This window comes from Phyllobacterium sp. UNC302MFCol5.2, assembly GCF_000686005.1.
Taxonomy (GTDB): Bacteria; Pseudomonadota; Alphaproteobacteria; order Rhizobiales; family Rhizobiaceae; genus Phyllobacterium; species Phyllobacterium pellucidum.
The window spans coordinates 138243-156564 of sequence record NZ_JMLL01000013.1 but is presented as its reverse complement, the minus strand read 5'-3'; the positions used below and the strand labels follow the sequence as shown (position 1 = coordinate 156564).

General features: G+C 59.4%; 17 protein-coding genes. All 17 read right to left on the bottom strand.

Annotated elements, in window-relative coordinates; translation table 11 throughout:
- Window positions 1-10: 10 nt before the first annotated feature.
- A complete protein-coding gene (locus tag BR48_RS0117425; RefSeq protein ID WP_027232483.1) occupies window positions 11-1684 on the bottom strand; it encodes a ribonuclease J in 1674 nt (557 codons plus the stop codon).
- Between the two features lie 22 nt (window positions 1685-1706).
- A complete protein-coding gene (locus BR48_RS0117420) occupies window positions 1707-2546 on the bottom strand; it encodes a biotin--[acetyl-CoA-carboxylase] ligase (RefSeq protein ID WP_027232482.1) in 840 nt (279 codons plus the stop codon).
- 5 nt (window positions 2547-2551) lie between these two features.
- The gene (gene nuoN / locus BR48_RS0117415; RefSeq protein ID WP_036814804.1) at window positions 2552-3976 is read right to left on the bottom strand and encodes an NADH-quinone oxidoreductase subunit NuoN; all 1425 of its coding nucleotides are present in this window, start codon (window positions 3974-3976) and stop codon (window positions 2552-2554) included.
- 20 nt (window positions 3977-3996) lie between these two features.
- Window positions 3997-5502, bottom strand: coding sequence for an NADH-quinone oxidoreductase subunit M (locus BR48_RS0117410; protein WP_027232480.1), 1506 nt, complete (start codon window positions 5500-5502; stop codon window positions 3997-3999).
- On the bottom strand, window positions 5502-7496 hold the full coding sequence (gene nuoL, locus BR48_RS0117405; protein ID WP_027232479.1) for an NADH-quinone oxidoreductase subunit L: 1995 nt from the start codon (window positions 7494-7496) through the stop codon (window positions 5502-5504). The genes BR48_RS0117410 and nuoL overlap by 1 nt, the downstream gene beginning before the upstream one ends.
- A gap of 7 nt (window positions 7497-7503) precedes the next feature.
- Entirely contained in the window at window positions 7504-7812 is a 309-nt protein-coding gene (nuoK, locus tag BR48_RS0117400; protein ID WP_027232478.1) for an NADH-quinone oxidoreductase subunit NuoK, read from the bottom strand.
- Window positions 7813-7825: 13 nt separating this feature from the next.
- Window positions 7826-8446 carry an NADH-quinone oxidoreductase subunit J gene (locus BR48_RS0117395; RefSeq protein WP_027232477.1) on the bottom strand — a complete coding sequence of 207 codons (621 nt, stop codon included), beginning with the start codon at window positions 8444-8446 and terminating at the stop codon, window positions 7826-7828.
- A gap of 181 nt (window positions 8447-8627) precedes the next feature.
- Window positions 8628-9119: an NADH-quinone oxidoreductase subunit NuoI gene (gene nuoI / locus BR48_RS0117390; protein WP_027232476.1), complete on the bottom strand. Its 492-nt coding sequence runs from the start codon at window positions 9117-9119 to the stop codon at window positions 8628-8630.
- Between the two features lie 11 nt (window positions 9120-9130).
- A complete protein-coding gene (nuoH, locus tag BR48_RS0117385) occupies window positions 9131-10177 on the bottom strand; it encodes an NADH-quinone oxidoreductase subunit NuoH (RefSeq protein ID WP_027232475.1) in 1047 nt (348 codons plus the stop codon).
- 17 nt (window positions 10178-10194) lie between these two features.
- Window positions 10195-12276, bottom strand: a complete 2082-nt coding sequence (nuoG, locus tag BR48_RS0117380; protein ID WP_027232474.1) for an NADH-quinone oxidoreductase subunit NuoG — start codon at window positions 12274-12276, stop codon at window positions 10195-10197.
- Between the two features lie 108 nt (window positions 12277-12384).
- The gene (locus BR48_RS24875; RefSeq protein ID WP_051615139.1) at window positions 12385-12954 is read right to left on the bottom strand and encodes a hypothetical protein; all 570 of its coding nucleotides are present in this window, start codon (window positions 12952-12954) and stop codon (window positions 12385-12387) included.
- A gap of 12 nt (window positions 12955-12966) precedes the next feature.
- Window positions 12967-14268 (bottom strand): NADH-quinone oxidoreductase subunit NuoF, encoded by a 1302-nt coding sequence (gene nuoF / locus BR48_RS0117370; RefSeq protein WP_027232473.1) that lies wholly within the window; start codon window positions 14266-14268, stop codon window positions 12967-12969.
- Window positions 14269-14331: 63 nt separating this feature from the next.
- Window positions 14332-15507, bottom strand: a complete 1176-nt coding sequence (locus BR48_RS0117365) for an NADH-quinone oxidoreductase subunit E (protein WP_027232472.1) — start codon at window positions 15505-15507, stop codon at window positions 14332-14334.
- Window positions 15507-16697 (bottom strand): NADH-quinone oxidoreductase subunit D, encoded by a 1191-nt coding sequence (locus BR48_RS0117360; RefSeq protein WP_027232471.1) that lies wholly within the window; start codon window positions 16695-16697, stop codon window positions 15507-15509. The genes BR48_RS0117365 and BR48_RS0117360 overlap by 1 nt, the downstream gene beginning before the upstream one ends.
- Before the next feature lie 42 nt (window positions 16698-16739).
- Window positions 16740-17348 carry an NADH-quinone oxidoreductase subunit C gene (locus BR48_RS0117355; RefSeq protein ID WP_027232470.1) on the bottom strand — a complete coding sequence of 203 codons (609 nt, stop codon included), beginning with the start codon at window positions 17346-17348 and terminating at the stop codon, window positions 16740-16742.
- Between the two features lie 9 nt (window positions 17349-17357).
- Complete coding sequence (locus tag BR48_RS0117350) at window positions 17358-17939, bottom strand: NADH-quinone oxidoreductase subunit B (protein ID WP_027232469.1); 582 nt, start codon at window positions 17937-17939, stop codon at window positions 17358-17360.
- On the bottom strand, window positions 17930-18295 hold the full coding sequence (locus BR48_RS0117345; protein ID WP_027232468.1) for an NADH-quinone oxidoreductase subunit A: 366 nt from the start codon (window positions 18293-18295) through the stop codon (window positions 17930-17932). The genes BR48_RS0117350 and BR48_RS0117345 overlap by 10 nt, the downstream gene beginning before the upstream one ends.
- Between the last annotated feature and the right edge of the window lie 27 nt (window positions 18296-18322).

The following is an 18322-nucleotide window of genomic DNA, read 5'->3' as shown; positions in this document are numbered from 1 at the left end:
AAGGATTGTCCTATGGGCGGGTCACGAAGACGGTAACCACCGGCTTCTTGCCCCAGACCTCGTTTGTTGCCGCCCGTACAGCGCGGCGCACTGCTTCGCGAACCATCGCCAGATCCCTGCGCTTTTCACGGGGAATGCTTTGTACGGCGCTTACTGCCGCATCGTACAGTAAGTCCTTGAGCAGTTCGCCCTCATCGTCGCTTTCCGGCAGCCCCACCGGCACGATCTCCGGATCTTCAATGATGTTGTAGTTGTCGTCGAGCAGCATCGATACGGCAACGTGCCCGACATAGGCGAGCTTGCGGCGTTCGACGATACCCACCTCTTCTTCGTCGCCAATGAGCTTGCCATCTTTGACCAACCGGCCGAACGGCGCCTTGTCGATGATCTCGGCCCTGCCCGGCGCGAGCCTCAAGATGTCGCCATTGCGCACCTGGGGCACTTCCGGGATGCCGGCCATGGCAGCGAGTGAACCTTGGGCGACGAGATGCGCCGCCTCGCCATGCACCGGCACGAGGATGCGCGGACGCACCCACTCATACATCCGCCGCAACTCGTTGCGACGGGGATGCCCGGAAACATGCACGAGCTGGTCGTCATCCGAAATGATCTGGATGCCCTGCTCTATCAAAAGGTTCTTGGTCTCGATGATGGGCTTTTCATTGCCGGGGATCGTGCGGGACGAATAGATCACCAGATCGCCGGCAGAAAGCGCGACGCTGCGCATTTCATCACGGGCGAGCTTGGCCAGCGCGGCGCGCGGTTCGCCCTGGCTGCCGGTAAGGATAATCACCATGTTCTCGCGCGGAATGAAGCCGTAATCGTCTTCCGACAGGAATTCGGGGACATCGTCGAGATATCCGAGCTCACTGGCGACATCGATCATGCGCTTCATTGAACGGCCGAGCACCAATACCTGCCTTCCCGCATCGCGTGCGGCCAAGGCGATCGAGCGGATACGGCCGACATTCGACGAAAAGGTCGTGATGGCGACGCGGCCGCGCGCGTTCTCGATAATGTTGCGCAGGCTCTCACCCACCTCGCGCTCGGAAGGCGATTCGCCTTCGCGCAGCGCATTCGTCGAATCGCACATCATGGCGAGGACGCCTTCATCGCCGATGGCGCGGAAGCGCGCTTCATTGATCAGCGGCCCCATTGATGGCTCCGGATCCATCTTCCAGTCGCCAGTGTGGATGATCGTGCCAAGCGGTGTCCTGATCGCGAGCGATACCGGCTCGGGGATCGAATGCGTCACCGACAGCGCCTCGAACTCGAATGGGCCGACATTGAATGTCTCGCCGGCGCGATAGATCGTTACCGGAATGTCCGGCGCGCCGGGCTCCGCATGACGCTTGGCCTCGAGCAGCCCGGCGGTGAAGGGAGTGCCGAAAACCGGAACATTGAGGAGCGGCCACAGATCGAGCAACGCCCCGTAGTGATCTTCATGGGCGTGGGTGATGACGATGCCCTTGAGGTTCTGGCGTTCGGCCTGCAGGAACCGGATGTCTGGCAGAATGAGATCGGCGCCGGGAAGTTCGGGGCCGGCAAAGCTGACGCCCATATCCACCACCACCCATTCGCGCTTATGCGCCGGACCGTAGCCGTACATGGCCAAGTTCATTCCGATCTCACCGACACCGCCGAGTGGAAGGAAAACAAGCTCAGCTTGATCGGAATTCGCCATCTATACTCCTAATAGCCGAATTCTATTCAGCCCTTGCGGACGCCACCGCACCAAAATGCACATCACCAGCGGCGATCTTTATGCGCTCGCCCTCGCTGTCGCGAATGACGAAACGGCAATCTTCGTCAATGGTTTCGAATATACCACGCAGGACCGCGCCGTCGACTCGCACAGCGACCTCGCTGCCGAGGCCGGCCGCACGTGCCAGCCAGCGCTTGCGAATTTCGGCAAGTCCCCGTCCCTCGTTCCAAACCCAGCTGTTTTCCTGCCAGGCGTCGGACAGCGCCAGAAACAGTGTTTCGGCATTACAATCCGCCCCAAGGCGGGCAAGCGACGTTGCCGGATAAGGCACGTCGTCAGGGTATGCCACGACGTTGACACCGATACCAATGACAATCGCGAAACGATTGGCCTCAAGCTGGGTGGACTCGAGCAGGATACCGGCGAGTTTTGCCCCGCCTGCAAGCAGATCGTTCGGCCATTTCAACTCGACACGCAGCGGTGCGCTGGTCGGACCGTGATTGCCGGCACCGTCGAGGCCAACCGAGAAGACAGTCGATGGGCAGACCGCGTCGAGTGCGTCGGCCAGTGCAAGGCCCGCGACAAAGCCGAGCGTCGCCGCGGCCTTCAGGTCGAATGCACCGGTGAGCAGCAGCGAGGCCGCGAGGTTGCCGTGCGATGTCGCCCAGGCGCGCCCACGCCGTCCGCGCCCGCTTTCCTGCTGCTTGGAAACAATCCAGAGCTTTCCGGGGTCACCCGCAAGTGCCCGCTCCAACGCCACGGCATTGGTTGAACCTATCGTCTCGAAGGCTTCAAGGCGATAGAAGTTTTGCTGGGCCAGGGGCGATAGGGAAAAGCCCATAGTCGTCAGAAGAAGGTTTTCGCTGCGGCTTCCGCATAGGTGCTGACCGGTCCGCCAACGAAGACATAGAACAGGACCAGCAGGCCGGAAACGCCAAGAACGAGGCGCAACTCGCCGGCCATGGGCACGAAAGCACCCGCCGGTTCATCGAACCACATGATCTTGATGATGCGCAGATAATAGTATGCGCCCACGACCGAGGCGACGATGCCGATGATCGCCAGCGCGTAGAGGTTCGCCTGCATCGCGGCAAGGAAGGTGTACCACTTGCCCCAGAAGCCGGCGAGCGGCGGAATGCCTGCGAGCGAGAACATCAGGATCGTCAGGATCGTCGCCATGATCGGATTGGTGCGCGAGAGCCCGGACAAATCGCTGATTTGCTCGACATTGCCGTCCTTGCGTCGCATTGCGAGGATGAAGGCGAAGGTGCCGAGCGTGGTGACGAGATAGATGAGCATGTAGATGGCAACGCCGCGTACGCCGACAACCGTCCCGGCGGCGAGACCAACGAGCGCGTAACCCATGTGACTGATCGACGAATAGGCCATCAGCCGCTTGATGTTACGTTGGCCGATGGCCGCAAACGCACCAAGCACCATTGAAGCGATGGCAATGAAAACGACGACCTGCTGCCAATCGTGGGTGATCGGCTGGAAGGTCTCGCTGACGACGCGGGTCAGAAGTGCCATCGCCGCCATCTTTGGCGCCGAGGCGAAGAAAGCCGTAACCGGTGTCGGTGCACCCTCGTAAACGTCAGGGGTCCACATATGGAACGGGACGGCCGAGATCTTGAAGGCAAGGCCAGCCAGGATGAAAACGAGGCCAAAGACGACGCCGAGCTGACGTTCGCCGCCGCTGAGCGCCTGCGCGATCGCTCCAAAGCCGGTGTGTCCGGTAAAGCCATAGACCAGGGAAATGCCGTAGAGAAGCATGCCGGACGACAAAGCGCCAAGCACGAAATATTTGAGACCAGCTTCGGTCGAACGGACGTTGTCGCGATTGATGGCAGCAACGACGTAGAGCGCGAGCGACTGCAGTTCGAGGCCGAGATAGAGCGAGAGCGTATCATTGGCCGAAATCATCAGCAGCATGCCGAGCGTCGCCAAAAGGACGAGGATCGGGAACTCGAACTTGTCGAACTTCTGCTCCTTGGCAAAGCCCGCCGACATCACCAGCGTCACCACTGAACCGACAAGCGTCAACACCTTCATGAAGCGTGAGAAAGGATCGCTAACAAAGGCGCGTCCGAAAACATGGCCGTCCTGCGGGAATATGACGACAAGCGCGAGTGCGGCGAGAAGCAGTGCAACGGCAAGGCCGCCAACCAGCCCGTTTGCCCGCTCGCCGGAAAACGCGCCGATCATCAACAGCACGAGCGCGCCGCCCGCGATGAGCAGTTCAGGAGCCATAAGCGTCAAGTTGGCAATCATGTCGGTTAGGCCTCTTCCTGCTATTTCAGCGCCAGTGTGGCGGCCGAGGACAGCGCATTATTGTATTGATTGATGATGGCGTGCACGGAGCTTGCCGTCGCATCGAAGATCGGCATGGGGTAGACGCCATAGAAGATCGTCAGAATGACCAGCGGATAGACCACGGCTTTCTCACGCGTCGTCATGTCGAGCAGCGATTTCAGGCTGTCCTTGTCGAGCACGCCGAAGATGACGCGGCGATAAAGCCAGAGCGCATAGGCCGCAGAGAAAATAACACCGCTTGCCGCGAACATCGCCACCCACGTGTTGACGCGGAAGACACCGAGAAGCGTCAGAAACTCTCCAACGAACCCGGACGTACCCGGCAGGCCGACATTCGCCATGGTGAAGATCATGAAGACGACGGCATATTTCGGCATGTTGTTGACGAGGCCGCCATAGGCCGCAATCTCGCGGGTATGGGTGCGGTCATAGATGATGCCGACGCAAAGGAACAGCGCGCTCGACACGAGGCCGTGCGACAGCATCTGGAACAATGCTCCCTGGATGCCCTGCTCGTTGGCGGCAAAAATGCCCATGGTCACATAGCCCATATGCGCGACCGAGGAATAGGCAATGAGCTTCTTCACGTCTTCCTGCATCAGGGCGACGAGCGACGTGTAGATAATGGCGACCACCGAGAGCGTATAGATCAGCGGCGCGAAATCGGCGGAGGCGAGCGGAAACATCGGCAGCGAGAAGCGGATGAAACCGTAGCCGCCGAGCTTCAACAGAATGCCGGCAAGTATCGCGGAAGCCGCGGTCGGCGCTTCGACGTGCGCATCGGGAAGCCAGGTATGGACCGGCCACATCGGCATCTTGACGGCGAAGGAGGCAAAGAATGCCAGCCACAGCCAGGTCTGCATGGAGGCCGGGAACTTGTAGGCGAGCAGGGTCGGAATATCCGTCGTGCCGGCCTGCCAGTACATCGCCATGATGGCAAGCAGCATCAGCACCGAGCCGAGCAGCGTATAAAGGAAGAACTTGAAGCTTGCATAAACGCGACGCTTGCCACCCCAAACGCCGATGATGATGAACATTGGCACGAGAACGGCTTCGAAGAACACGTAGAAAAGCACGATATCAAGCGCACAGAAGACGCCGATCATCAGCGTTTCCAGCACGAGGAATGCGATCATGTATTCCTTGACGCGGTTCTGGATGGCGTCCCAGCTTGCAAGGATGCATAGCGGCATCAGGAACGTCGTCAGGATGACGAACAGCATGGAAATGCCGTCGACGCCCATATGGTACGAGATACCCGAGTCGAGCCACGCAGTCTTTTCGACGAACTGGAAGCCCGACTGGCTGTTATCGAAATAGTACCAGATCGGCAGCGACAGCAGGAACGTGATGATCGTCGTCCACAGCGTCACATTGCGGATGTTCGTCCGCGCTGAGTCGCTGTCATCACGGATGAACAGGATGAGCAGAACACCGACCAACGGCAGAAAGGTAACGGTCGAGAGAATTGGCCAGTCGGTCATTAGAAGTTGCTCCCGAGCATCATCCAGGTGACGAGTGCGGCGACCCCAATGAGCATCGCGAACGCATAGTGATAAAGGTAACCCGTCTGCAGCCGCACGACGCGATTGGTCACGTCAACGACGCGTGCCGAAATTCCATCGGGTCCATGGCCGTCGATCAGCCAGCCATCGCCCTGCTTCCACAGGAACCGTCCGAGGGCTTTCGCCGGGCGCACGAAGAGGAAGTCGTAGAGCTCGTCGAAATACCACTTGTTGAGCAGGAACTGATAAAGGCCAGGATGCTGGGCAGCGAGGCGCTTGGGTGTTTCCGGCGAGCGGATATAGAACTGCCACGAGACCAGGAACCCAACGACCATCGCAATGAATGGCGACAGCTGCACGATGAACGGCACGTGGTGGTGTTCCTCGAGAATCTCGTTGCCCGGAGCCGTGTACAGCGCGCCTTTCCAGAACTCGGCATATTCGTGGCCGAAGAAGTGCTCGTGGAACATCACGCCGGCAAAGAGTGCGCCTACCGCAAGAATGAAGAGCGGCACCAGCATCACATAGGGCGATTCATGCACGTGATGCATGACATCGTGGCTGGCGCGCGGCTTGCCGTGGAACGTCATGAAAATCAGGCGCCACGAATAGAAGCTGGTAAAGACAGCGGCGATGACAAGAAGAATGTAGGCGTAGTTCGCCACCGGATTGTGCGAGGCGAAGGCCGACTCGATGATCATGTCCTTCGAGAAGAAACCGGCGGTGCCGATCAGCGTGCCAGGAATGCCGAGACCGGTCAGGGCAACGGTGCCGATGATCATCATCCAGTAGGTTGTCGGGATGAGCTTACGTAGTCCGCCCATGTGGCGCATGTCCTGCTCGTTCGAAACGGCATGGATGACCGAGCCCGCGCCGAGGAACAGCAGCGCCTTGAAGAAGGCGTGCGTGAAGAGGTGGAATATGCCTGCGCCGTAGGCGCCGACGCCGAGCGCCACGAACATGTAGCCGAGCTGCGAACAGGTCGAATAGGCAATCACGCGCTTGATGTCGTTTTGGACGAGGCCAACCGTGGCCGCGAAGAACGCGGTCGTTGCGCCGATGAAGGTGACGAACATCAGCGCCGTGTGCGACAGTTCAAAGATGGGCGACAGGCGCGCGACCATGAAAACGCCGGCGGTGACCATCGTTGCGGCATGGATGAGCGCTGAAACCGGGGTCGGGCCCTCCATGGCGTCCGGCAACCAGGTGTGCAGCAGGAACTGCGCCGACTTGCCCATTGCACCCATGAAAAGGAGGAGCGCGGCAATCGTGATTGCGCCTTGCTTATCAAGCGTATAGCCGAGGAAGTTGAGAACGATCTGGCTGCCGTCAGTTGCGGCGCCTTCTGCCGGCAGATATTGCGCGGCAGATGCGAACAGCGTATCGAACTGGACGGTATCGAACAGAACGAACAAGGAGAAGATACCGAGAAGGAAACCGAAGTCGCCGACGCGGTTGACGATGAACGCCTTCATGGCGGCCGCATTGGCGGATGGCTTCTTGTACCAGAAACCGATCAGCAGGTACGAGGCAAGACCGACGCCTTCCCAACCGAAGAACATCTGGACGAGATTGTCGCCCGTCACCAGCATCAGCATGGCAAAGGTGAAGAGCGAGAGATAGGCGAAGAAGCGCGGGCGATCGGGGTCATGGTGCATGTAGCCGATCGAATAGGTATGAACCAGCGCCGAGACCGTATTGACGACGACGAGCATGACCGCCGTCAGCGTGTCGATGCGCAGCGACCAGTCGAAGCTCAGCGAACCAGACTCGACCCAATGCGCCACAGGAATCTTGAACGCCTCGGTATGACCAAGGGCGACCGAGCCGAATGCGATCCACGAAAGGATGGCGCAGACGATCAGAAAGCCGGTCGTGACATATTCGCTCGCCTTCGCGCCGATAGCGGAGCCGAAAAGCCCGGCGATCAGGAAGCCGAGCAGCGGAAGGAAGACAATCGCCAGATACAGCATGCCCCCGTCAACCTTTCATCATGTTGACGTCTTCTACGTCAATCGATCCACGATTGCGGTAGAACACGACGAGAATAGCAAGACCGATGGCTGCCTCGGCGGCGGCGACGGTCAGGACAAACAGCGCAAAGACCTGGCCGACCAGATCGTGCAGAGCGGCGGAAAACGCCACGAAATTCAGATTGACCGCAAGCAGGATCAATTCGACCGACATCAGGATGACGATGATGTTCTTCTTGTTGAGGAAGATGCCGAAGATCCCGAGCGTGAACAGCAGGGCAGAGACGGTCAGATAATGTGCGATACCAATTTCCATCATGACGCTCCTGTCAGATACCCTTGCCGGTTTCGACCTGCTTGACCTCGATGGCCGTTGCAGGCGTGCGAGCCACCTGCTGCGCGATGTTCTGGCGCTTGATGTTCGGCTTGTGCCGCAGCGTCAGAACAATGGCGCCGATCATCGCAACCAGAAGCACCAGCCCGGCAATCTGGAAGAAATAGATGTAGTCCGTATAAAGAATGTCGCCGAGCGCTGCAGTGTTGGTGCGGGTCGCAAGATCGGGCGTCGGCTGGACCGGCGATGCGGTCAGGGTCGGCGCGAAAATCGAACCGCCAAGAACGATGATCAGCTCAGCGGCCAGGATGAGCCCGACCAGTGCGCCGATCGGCGCATATTGCAGCGCTCCGCTCTTCAGTTCGGCAAAGTCCACATCCAGCATCATGACGACGAAAAGGAAGAGCACCGCCACAGCGCCGACATAAACGACGAGAAGGATCATCGCCAGGAATTCGGCGCCGGTCAGCAGGAATAGACCGGCCGCATTGAAGAAGGCGAGGATCAGGAACAGCACGGAATGCACGGGATTGCGTGCAGCAATAACCATGAAACCACTGGCTACAGTGATGAAGGCGAAGAGATAGAAAAACGCCGCCGCGATACCTGTCAGCATGGGTTCCCCCGATTTCCATTCCGGCAGGTCGTCCTGCCATTAAACCCGGCAGATAAAACTGCCAATTCAAACGGATCGTTTGCCGTTCCGGCCAAATGATCTTTCAATTTTTCAAGCCTCTTAGCGCATGTTCCCCGCCGGTTGAAGATCAACGGCCAAGACACATGCGCGCAGTTCATATTCAGCGATAGGGCGCATCCATCGCGATGTTGCGCGCCAGTTCCCGCTCCCAACGATCGCCGTTGGCAAGCAGACGTTCCTTGTCGTAGTAGAGTTCTTCGCGTGTTTCCGTGGCGAACTCGAAATTCGGCCCCTCGACGATCGCGTCGACAGGGCATGCTTCCTGGCAGAAGCCGCAATAGATGCACTTCACCATGTCGATATCATAACGAACCGTGCGACGCGTGCCGTCGTTGCGGCGCGGACCAGCCTCGATCGTGATTGCCTGTGCCGGGCAGATCGCCTCGCACAGCTTGCAGGCAATGCAGCGTTCTTCGCCGTTAGGATAACGGCGCAGCGCATGTTCACCACGAAAGCGCGGGCTAACCGGTCCCTTTTCGTACGGATAGTTTAGCGTCGCCTTGGGCGCAAAAAACTGCCGCATCGACAGGAAGAATGCCCCGACGAATTCCAGAAGCAGGAGCGATTTAGCAGCTTGTGCCAGTTGTGCCATGCTCGTTCTCCTTAAGGCGTCAGGCCGGTAATTTTGAGGAAGGCCGCGGTGGCGACGACCATGAAGATCGAGATCGGCAGGAATACCTTCCAGCCAAGGCGCATCAACTGGTCATAGCGGTAGCGCGGAACGAAAGCCTTCACCATGGCGAACATGAAAAAGCAAAGGAACAGCTTGAGCAGGAACCAGATGACGCCGGGCACCCAGTTCAGGAACCACACATCGACGGGTGGCAGCCAGCCGCCGAGGAAGAGGATCGTCGTCAGCGCGCACATCAGGGTGATGGCGACATATTCGCCGAGGAAGAACAGCAGGAACGCCGTGGACGAATATTCGATCATGTGGCCGGCGACGAGTTCCGATTCAGCTTCGACCAGATCGAACGGCGGACGGTTGGTCTCCGCCAGTGCCGAAATGAAGAAGATGATGAACATCGGGAACAGGCCGAGCCAATGCCAGTCGAGGAACGTATTCGGCAGACCGATCATCGTGCCGAGGCCGGTCGTCTGCGACATGACAATGTCGGTCAGGTTGAGCGAACCCACGCAAAGGAGGACGGTGACGATCACGAAGCCGATCGACACTTCGTAGGACACCATCTGCGCGGCCGAGCGCAGTGCGCCGAGAAACGGGTATTTCGAGTTGGATGCCCAGCCCGCCATGATGACGCCGTAGACTTCGAGCGACGAAATGGCGAGGACGTAAAGGATGCCGACATTGACGTTGGCGACCGCCCAGCCCTCATTGACCGGAATGACAGCCCAGGCCGCCATGGCAAGGACCGACGATACGAGCGGCGCAAGCAGGAAAATGCCCTTGTTGGCGCCGGAGGGGATGATCGGTTCCTTGACGACGAACTTCAAAAGGTCGGCGAAGGACTGCAGCAAACCAAACGGTCCGACGACGTTGGGGCCGCGCCGCAACTGCACGGCCGCCCAGACCTTGCGATCCGCCAGAAGCAGATAGGCGATGATCAGCAGCATCACCACCAGCAACAGCAGTGATTTGCCGAGGATGATCAGCAGCGGCAGGATGTAGGTTGCGAAAATCTCTTCCATATCAGTCTCTTTCCCGCCTACTCGGCCGCCTGCTTGAAGCCGCCCTTGGCGAGCGCCGAGCACTCGGCCATGACGGCAGAGGCGCGTGCGATCGGGTTGGTCAAGTAGAAATCCTTGACCGGCGAGATGAAGGCCGTCTTCTCGACTGCGCCGATTGTACTCGCCAGCTTCTCGACATCGGCAGGATTGCCGGCTTCGATCGAGTCGACCGAAGCGAGATGCGGATACTCCGCATAGAGGCCGGAGCGCAAGGCCGCGAGCGAGTCGAACGGCAATTTCTTGCCGAGTGTGTCGGATAGAGCGCGCAGGATTGCCCAGTCTTCCTTGGCGTTGCCTGGCGCAAAGCCGGCGCGGTTCGTCATTTGCACGCGGCCCTCGGTGTTCACATAGGTGCCCGACTTTTCCGTATAGGTCGCGCCGGGCAGGATCACATCGGCATTGTGCGCGCCCTGATCACCATGCGTGCCGATGTACACCGTGAATGCCTTGTCCTTGCCGGACCAGTCGAGTTCGTCGGCGCCGAGCAGGAACAGAACATCCATCGCGCCCTGCATCTCGGCTACCGTCTTGCCGCCCTCACCCGGCACGAAGCCGATGTCGAGCGCGCCGACACGGCTCGCAGCGGTATGCACCACGCCAAATCCGTTCCAGTCGTCCCGTAGGGCTCCGGCTTCAGCGGCGATCTTTGCCGCAAGTCCCAATACCGACTGGCCGTCCGCGCGCGACAGAGCACCCTGCCCGACGATGATCATCGGGTTCTTGGCCGTCTTCAGAACCGACAGGAAATTCATCGATCCAGCCGCAAGATCGGCAAGCGTCTCGGCGCCGGCGCCAAGGTATTCGTACTTATAGCGCAGGTCGGCCTGTTCGCCGATCAGGCCGATCGGCGTTCCAGCGGCACGCCAGCGCTTGCGGATGCGGGCGTTGAGCAGCGATGCCTCGAAACGCGGATTTGATCCGATAATGAGGATCGCATCGGCCTGCTCGATCCCGTCGATCGTCGGATTGAAAATGTATGAAGCGCGGCCGCCCGCCGTAGCAAGCGCCGAGCCGTCCTGACGTGCGTCGAAATTGGCCGAGCCAAGCGACGCCATCAGCGCCTTAAGTGCATACATCTCCTCGACACTGGCGAGATCGCCGGCAATGGCGCCGATCTTGCTGCCGTCGGTCTTGGCAACGGCGACCCTGATCGCGTCGAAGGCCTCCGGCCAGGTCGCGGCAACGAGACGGCCGTCCTTACGGATATAGGGACGGTCGAGGCGCTGCGTGCGCAGGCCATCCCAGATGAAGCGCGTCTTGTCGGAAATCCATTCCTCGTTCACCTGCTCGTTGACGCGCGGCAGGATGCGCATCACCTCGCGGCCACGGGTATCGACGCGGATCGCCGAGCCGACTGCATCCATCACATCGATGGATTCCGTTTTGTTCAACTCCCAGGGACGAGCCTGGAAAGCATAGGGCTTCGAGGTCAGCGCACCGACCGGGCAAAGATCGATGACGTTGCCCTGGAGTTCGGAGGTCATCGCCCGTTCGAGATAGGTGGTGATCTCGGCATCTTCACCGCGGCCGATCAGGCCGAGTTCGGAAATGCCGGCAACTTCCGTCGTAAAGCGGACGCAGCGGGTGCAATGGATGCAGCGCGTCATGATCGTCTTGACGAGAGGACCAATATATTTGTCCTCGACGGCGCGCTTATTCTCGCGATAACGCGAGGAATCGACGCCGAAGGCCATAGCCTGGTCCTGCAGATCGCATTCGCCGCCCTGATCGCAGATCGGGCAATCGAGCGGATGGTTGATGAGCAGGAATTCCATCACGCCTTCGCGGGCCTTCTTGACCATCGGGGTATTGGTGAAGATTTCCGGGGTCTCGCCGTTGGGACCGGGGCGCAAATCGCGCACGCCCATGGCGCAGGAGGCTGCCGGCTTCGGCGGTCCGCCCTTCACTTCGATCAGGCACATGCGGCAATTGCCGGCAATCGACAAACGCTCGTGGAAGCAGAAGCGCGGAACCTCGGCACCCGCCGTTTCCGCAGCCTGCAGAAGCGTATAGTGATCCGGTACCTCTATTTCCTTACCGTCGACTTTGATCTTTGCCATCGTCCGTCCAACCTCGCGGAACATACCGCATTCCAGTCCGGCATTTCCGCAGTTGCCGAAATGCCCTTAATTCTCAACGTGCCGGGTAACAACCGGCGCGCACCTTGTTCAGGGTTTCCCCTTCAATCGATTTGCCTGGCCAACCCAATCGTCGCGCACAATGCGCCCCCCGAATTTGAGTTCGTCATCGACCTTCGCGATCTCGTCCGCCGTCCATCCGGCGATCTGCGCATAGGTGCTTATTCCCATGCCGTTCAAGACCTGCTCAAGCTTCGGCCCTATGCCCGCGATCCGCTTCAGATCGTCGGCCCCAGTCGTCACGGCCGGAGCCAATTTCGCGGCAATTGCAGTTTCAACTGAAACAACCTGCGGCTCTACGGGTACCTGAAGCCGCTTAGCGGGTGCCGCGGCGGTCTTGCCGCGAATGATCGTCTTCAGATCATCGACGTCCGCTGCAACGCGCGGAGCACCGGCTTCCGCCGTCTTCAGGTTCAGATCAAACGCCCCGGCAAAAGCACCGGCCCAGAAACCCCACATCTGGCTGGCAATGCCAAGACCGATTGCGGATGCGGCGGCGGCCGCGCCCAGCGACGGCGTCAACAGGTTGACTGCCGCAACCGTGTGGTTCGGCATCAAGGCTGTCCATGTGTCGATGCGATGTTTTGCGTTGTCTGCCATCGGCCTTTCCACCTATTCCGCCGCTTCGAGCACAGGGCTCGGCGAGGCAGTGCGGGAAAACTCGTCGATGCGGCGCTCAATTTCAGGGCGGAAACTGCGGATGAGGCCCTGAACCGGCCATGCCGCGGCATCGCCAAGCGCACAGATCGTATGACCCTCGATCTGCTTGGTGACGTCGAGCAGCATCTCGATCTCGCGCTTCTGCGCGTTGCCGGTAACCATGCGCTCCATCACCCGCCACATCCAGCCTGTGCCTTCGCGGCAAGGCGTGCACTGGCCGCAGCTTTCGTGCTTGAAGAAGTAGGAAATACGGGCGATGGCGCGAACAATGTCGGTGGACTTGTCCATTACGATCGCGGCTGCGGTGCCAAATGACGACTTGACCGCACGCAGCCCGTCGAAATCCATCGGGCAATCGATAATGTCCGCTGCCGGAACCACCGGGCAGGAAGCGCCGCCGGGAATGACCGCCAGAAGATTGTCCCAGCCGCCACGGATACCACCGCCATGCTTGTCGACGAGCTCGCGGAAGGTAATGCCCATGGCTTCTTCGACGGTGCATGGCTTGTTCACATGACCGGAAAGCATAAAGAGCTTGGTGCCGACATTGTTCGGGCGGCCGATACCGGAGAACCACGCCGCGCCGCGACGCAGGATCGTCGGCGCAACAGCGATCGATTCGACATTGTTGACGGTGGTCGGGCAGCCATAAAGGCCCATATTCGCCGGGAACGGCGGTTTCAGGCGCGGCTGGCCCTTTTTGCCTTCGAGGCTCTCGAGAAGCGCTGTTTCCTCGCCGCAAATATAGGCGCCGGCGCCATGATGGACGAAGATATCGTAGTCCCAGCCATTCTTGTTGTTCTTGCCGAGAAGGCCGGCATCGTAGCATTCGTCGATCGCCGCCTGCAGCGCCTCGCGCTCGCGGATATATTCGCCGCGCACATAGATGTAGCAGGTGTTGGCTCCCATGGCGAAACCGGCAATCAGGCAGCCTTCGATCAGCGTATGCGGATCGTGCCGCATGATATCGCGGTCCTTGCAGGTACCGGGCTCGGACTCGTCGGCATTGACGACGAGGTAATGCGGCCGTCCGTCGCTTTCCTTGGGCATGAACGACCATTTCAACCCGGTCGGAAAGCCCGCGCCACCACGGCCACGAAGGCCCGATGCCTTCATCTCGTTGATGATCCAGTCGCGACCCTTTTCGAGGATCTGCTTGGTGCCGTCCCAATTGCCACGGCTCATCGCGCCCTTCAAGGACTTGTCCTTGTGGCCGTAAATATTGGTGAAGATGCGGTCTTTGTCAGCGAGCATTTCGCACCTGTCCTACTCTCTTCGTCCATTTTAGGCGGGCGCTCAAGGCAGCCGCCAAATTGATCATCTCGGCTTCTTGCCGAAAACCTTGATGTATTCCGGTTCGCCGCCCTTGGCCAAAGCCTTGGCTTGCTTGACCCATTCGTCGCGCTCGATGCGGCCATTGAAATTCAGGTAGTTGTCGACCCATTCCCGCTCGGCCTTCTTCCAGGCAGCAACCTGGGCGAAGGTGAAAATGCCAAGCTCATGCAAGATATCTTCAATCTTCGGTCCAACGCCTGCAATCAGCTTCAGATCGTCAATGACGGCCGGTCTTTCGATTGCAGCCGGCCGGCTCTTGTCTTCCAGCGAAACAGGCTTTGCGGCGATATCTACGCGCTGGACGTCAGGCTTCTCACCGAGCGAACCTTCCGCGATCGGAGGGTTCTTGATGGTACGTGCAGCAACAGGCTTTGCTGCCGGCTTCGACGTCGCATCCTCGGCCGCCTTCGTGGCCTTCACCCTTGATGGCGACCTGATCGCGGCATTGGTCGTTTCGTCGTGCGTAACGGGCTTTGCCGCGTTCGACGGCGGTATGGATGCGCTATCCGGGGCAGCCTGTCCTGCGCTCTTCGGCGTGGCGGCACCATTTCCATCGGTCAGCGATGTGAGGCCGCCCTCGGGTGCCGAGAAGATGCGGTCAATCTGCGGTCCTACCGGGACCGAGACTCCGTTGCCAGCCTCGAAGGCATCGATGATTTCCTCGAGGCGTTCCGGCGTCAGATCCTCATAGGTGTCCTTGAACACCATGACCATCGGAGCATTGACGCACGCGCCAAGGCACTCGACCTCTTCCCACGACAGCGTGCCGGCTTCGTTGGTGTGGAACTGCTCGTGGTGAATCTTGTGCTGGCAGACGCGCTTGAGCTCGTCCGCTCCCCGCAGCATGCATGGCGTGGTGCCGCATACCTGAATGTGCGCCCGCGTTCCGACCGGCTTCAACTGGAACTGCGTATAGAAGGTGGCGACTTCGAGCACGCGGATCAGCGGCATGTCGAGCATGCCGGCGACATGTTCGATCGCTGCCTTCGTGACCCAGCCATCCTGCTCCTGCGCGCGCATCAGCAAGGGGATAACAGCCGACTGCTCACGCCCCTTCGGATATTTGGCAATCGCTTTCTCGGCCCAGGCACTGTTTTCGCGATTGAACGCGAATGCCGCTGGCTGGATATTATCTTCTGCAAGACGACGGACGGACATTAACGATCAACCTCACCAAATACGATATCGAGCGAGCCGAGCACCGCCGATACGTCGGCGAGCATGTGGCCACGACACATGAAGTCCATGGCCTGGAGATGGGCAAAGCCTGGTGCGCGCAATTTCACGCGGTACGGCTTGTTGGACCCGTCCGAGACGAGGAAAACGCCGAACTCGCCCTTGGGCGCTTCCACGGCTGCATAAACCTCCCCGGCGGGGACGTGATAGCCTTCCGTGTAGAGCTTGAAGTGATGGATCAGCGCTTCCATCGAGCGCTTCATCTCGCCGCGCTTCGGCGGTACGATCTTAGCCGAGGTGTTCGATACCGGACCAACACGCTCCTTGCCAAGCAAAAGGTCGACGCACTGGCGCATGATCCGCACAGACTGGCGCATCTCCTCCATGCGGATCAGATAACGATCATAGCAATCGCCATTCTTGCCGATGGGAATATCGAACTCCATCTCGGCGTAACATTCATAGGGCTGCGACTTGCGCAGATCCCATGCGGCGCCCGAACCGCGCACCATGACACCGGAGAAACCCCATGCCCACGCATCCTCAAGCGTAACGACGCCGATATCGACATTGCGCTGCTTGAAAATGCGGTTTGGCGTGATCAGATCGTCGAGGTTCTTTACTGTCTGAAGGAACGGATCGCACCATTTGCCGATGTCTTCGACGAGTTTATCCGGGATGTCCTGATGAACACCACCTGGCCGGAAATAGGCGGCGTGCATGCGCGCGCCGCAGGCCCGCTCGTAGAACACCATCAGCTTTTCGCGCTCTTCAAAACCCCAGAGCGGCGGCGTCAGCGCGCCGACGTCCATGGCCTGCGTCGTCACGTTCAAAAGGTGGGATAGAATGCGGCCTATCTCGGAAAAAAGCACGCGGATGAGCTGACCACGCCTCGGCACCTCGATCTCGAGCAGGCGCTCGACGGCAAGCGCATAGGCATGCTCCTGGTTCATCGGAGCCACGTAGTCGAGCCGATCGAGATAGGGCACGGCCTGCAGGTAGGTCTTGGCTTCCATCAACTTTTCGGTGCCACGGTGCAGGAGGCCGATATGCGGATCGACGCGCTCCACTACCTCGCCGTCAAGCTCAAGCACGAGGCGCAAAACGCCATGCGCCGCAGGATGTTGCGGACCGAAGTTGATGTTAAAGTTACGGACGCTATGTTCAGTCATCGCTTGCTCCGCGAGATGGGAGACACAGTCTCATCAACACGCTCAATTTGTCTTCGCCTTCTCATCACCCGGCAGCACGTAATCCGTGCCTTCCCATGGCGACTGGAAGTCGAAATTGCGAAATTCCTGGCGAAGTTCGACAGGCTCGTAAACGACCCGCTTGATCTCGTCGTCGTAGCGCACTTCGACAAACCCGGTTAGCGGGAAATCCTTCCGCAGCGGATGCCCCTCGAAGCCGTAGTCGGTGAGGATGCGGCGAAGATCCGGATGACCCGAAAAGAGCACGCCGTAAAGATCGTAGGTTTCGCGCTCGTACCAATCGGCACCGGGATAGACCGCTGTCGCTGAGGGAACCGGGGTATCCTCGTCGGTTGCGACCTTGACGCGGATGCGCAGGTTCTGGCGCGGGGACAAGAGGTGATAGACGACGTCAAAGCGATACTCGCGTGACGGATAATCCACACCGCTGATGTCGATCAGCGAAATGAACTGGCATTGTACGTCGTCACGCAGGAACGTCAGTGTATCGATCAGCTTGTCGCCGCCAACCTCGATCGTCAGCTCGCCATAGACGAGTTCGGCGGACTTTATTTCCAGTGTCGGCTGTTCGCCGAGATGGCGGGAGAGTTCACCCAAGGCTTCTTCGAACATCGCCCTCTCCTATCGCTCGATCGTGCCGGTGCGGCGGATCTTCTTTTGCAGGAGCAAAACACCGTAAAGAAGCGCTTCCGCGGTGGGCGGACAGCCGGGCACATAGATATCGACAGGAACGACACGGTCGCAGCCGCGCACCACGGAATAAGAGTAGTGATAATAACCGCCGCCATTGGCGCAGGAGCCCATCGAGATGACATAGCGCGGCTCAGGCATCTGGTCGTAGACCTTGCGCAGCGCCGGCGCCATCTTGTTGGTAAGCGTGCCCGCAACGATCATGACATCCGACTGGCGCGGGGAAGCGCGCGGCGCAAAGCCGAAACGCTCGCCGTCGTACCGCGGCATCGACGTGTGCATCATCTCGACGGCGCAGCACGCCAGGCCGAACGTCATCCACATCAACGATCCGGTGCGCGCCCAGGTTACCAGCGCGTCAGCCGAAGTGACGAGGAAGCCCTTGTCGGCAAGTTCATTGTTGATTTCGCCGAAGAATGCATCATCCGAACCTATCGGCTTGCCGGTGTTGGGATCGAGGATGCCCTTGGGTTTTGGTGCAACGAGGGTGGTGGTGCCGTCGGTCAATCCCATTCCAGCGCTCCCTTCTTCCACTCATAGATAAAGCCGATCGTCAGAACGGCGAGAAACACGATCATGGACCAGAAGCCGAACCAGCCAATCTTGCCGAAGGATATCGCCCACGGGAACAGGAAGGCCACTTCCAGATCGAAGATGATGAACAGGATCGAAACGAGATAGAACCGCACATCGAACTTCATGCGGGCGTCGTCGAACGCGTTGAAACCGCACTCGTAGGCCGACAGTTTTTCCGGATCCGGCGCACTGTATGCGACCAGAAAAGGCGCAACCAACAGTGCCAGACCGATTACCAGCGCTACCCCGATAAAGATAACGATGGGCAGGTAGGAACTTAATAGCTCGTTCATGATCCGTCTTTTTCCGCCTTGTGAACT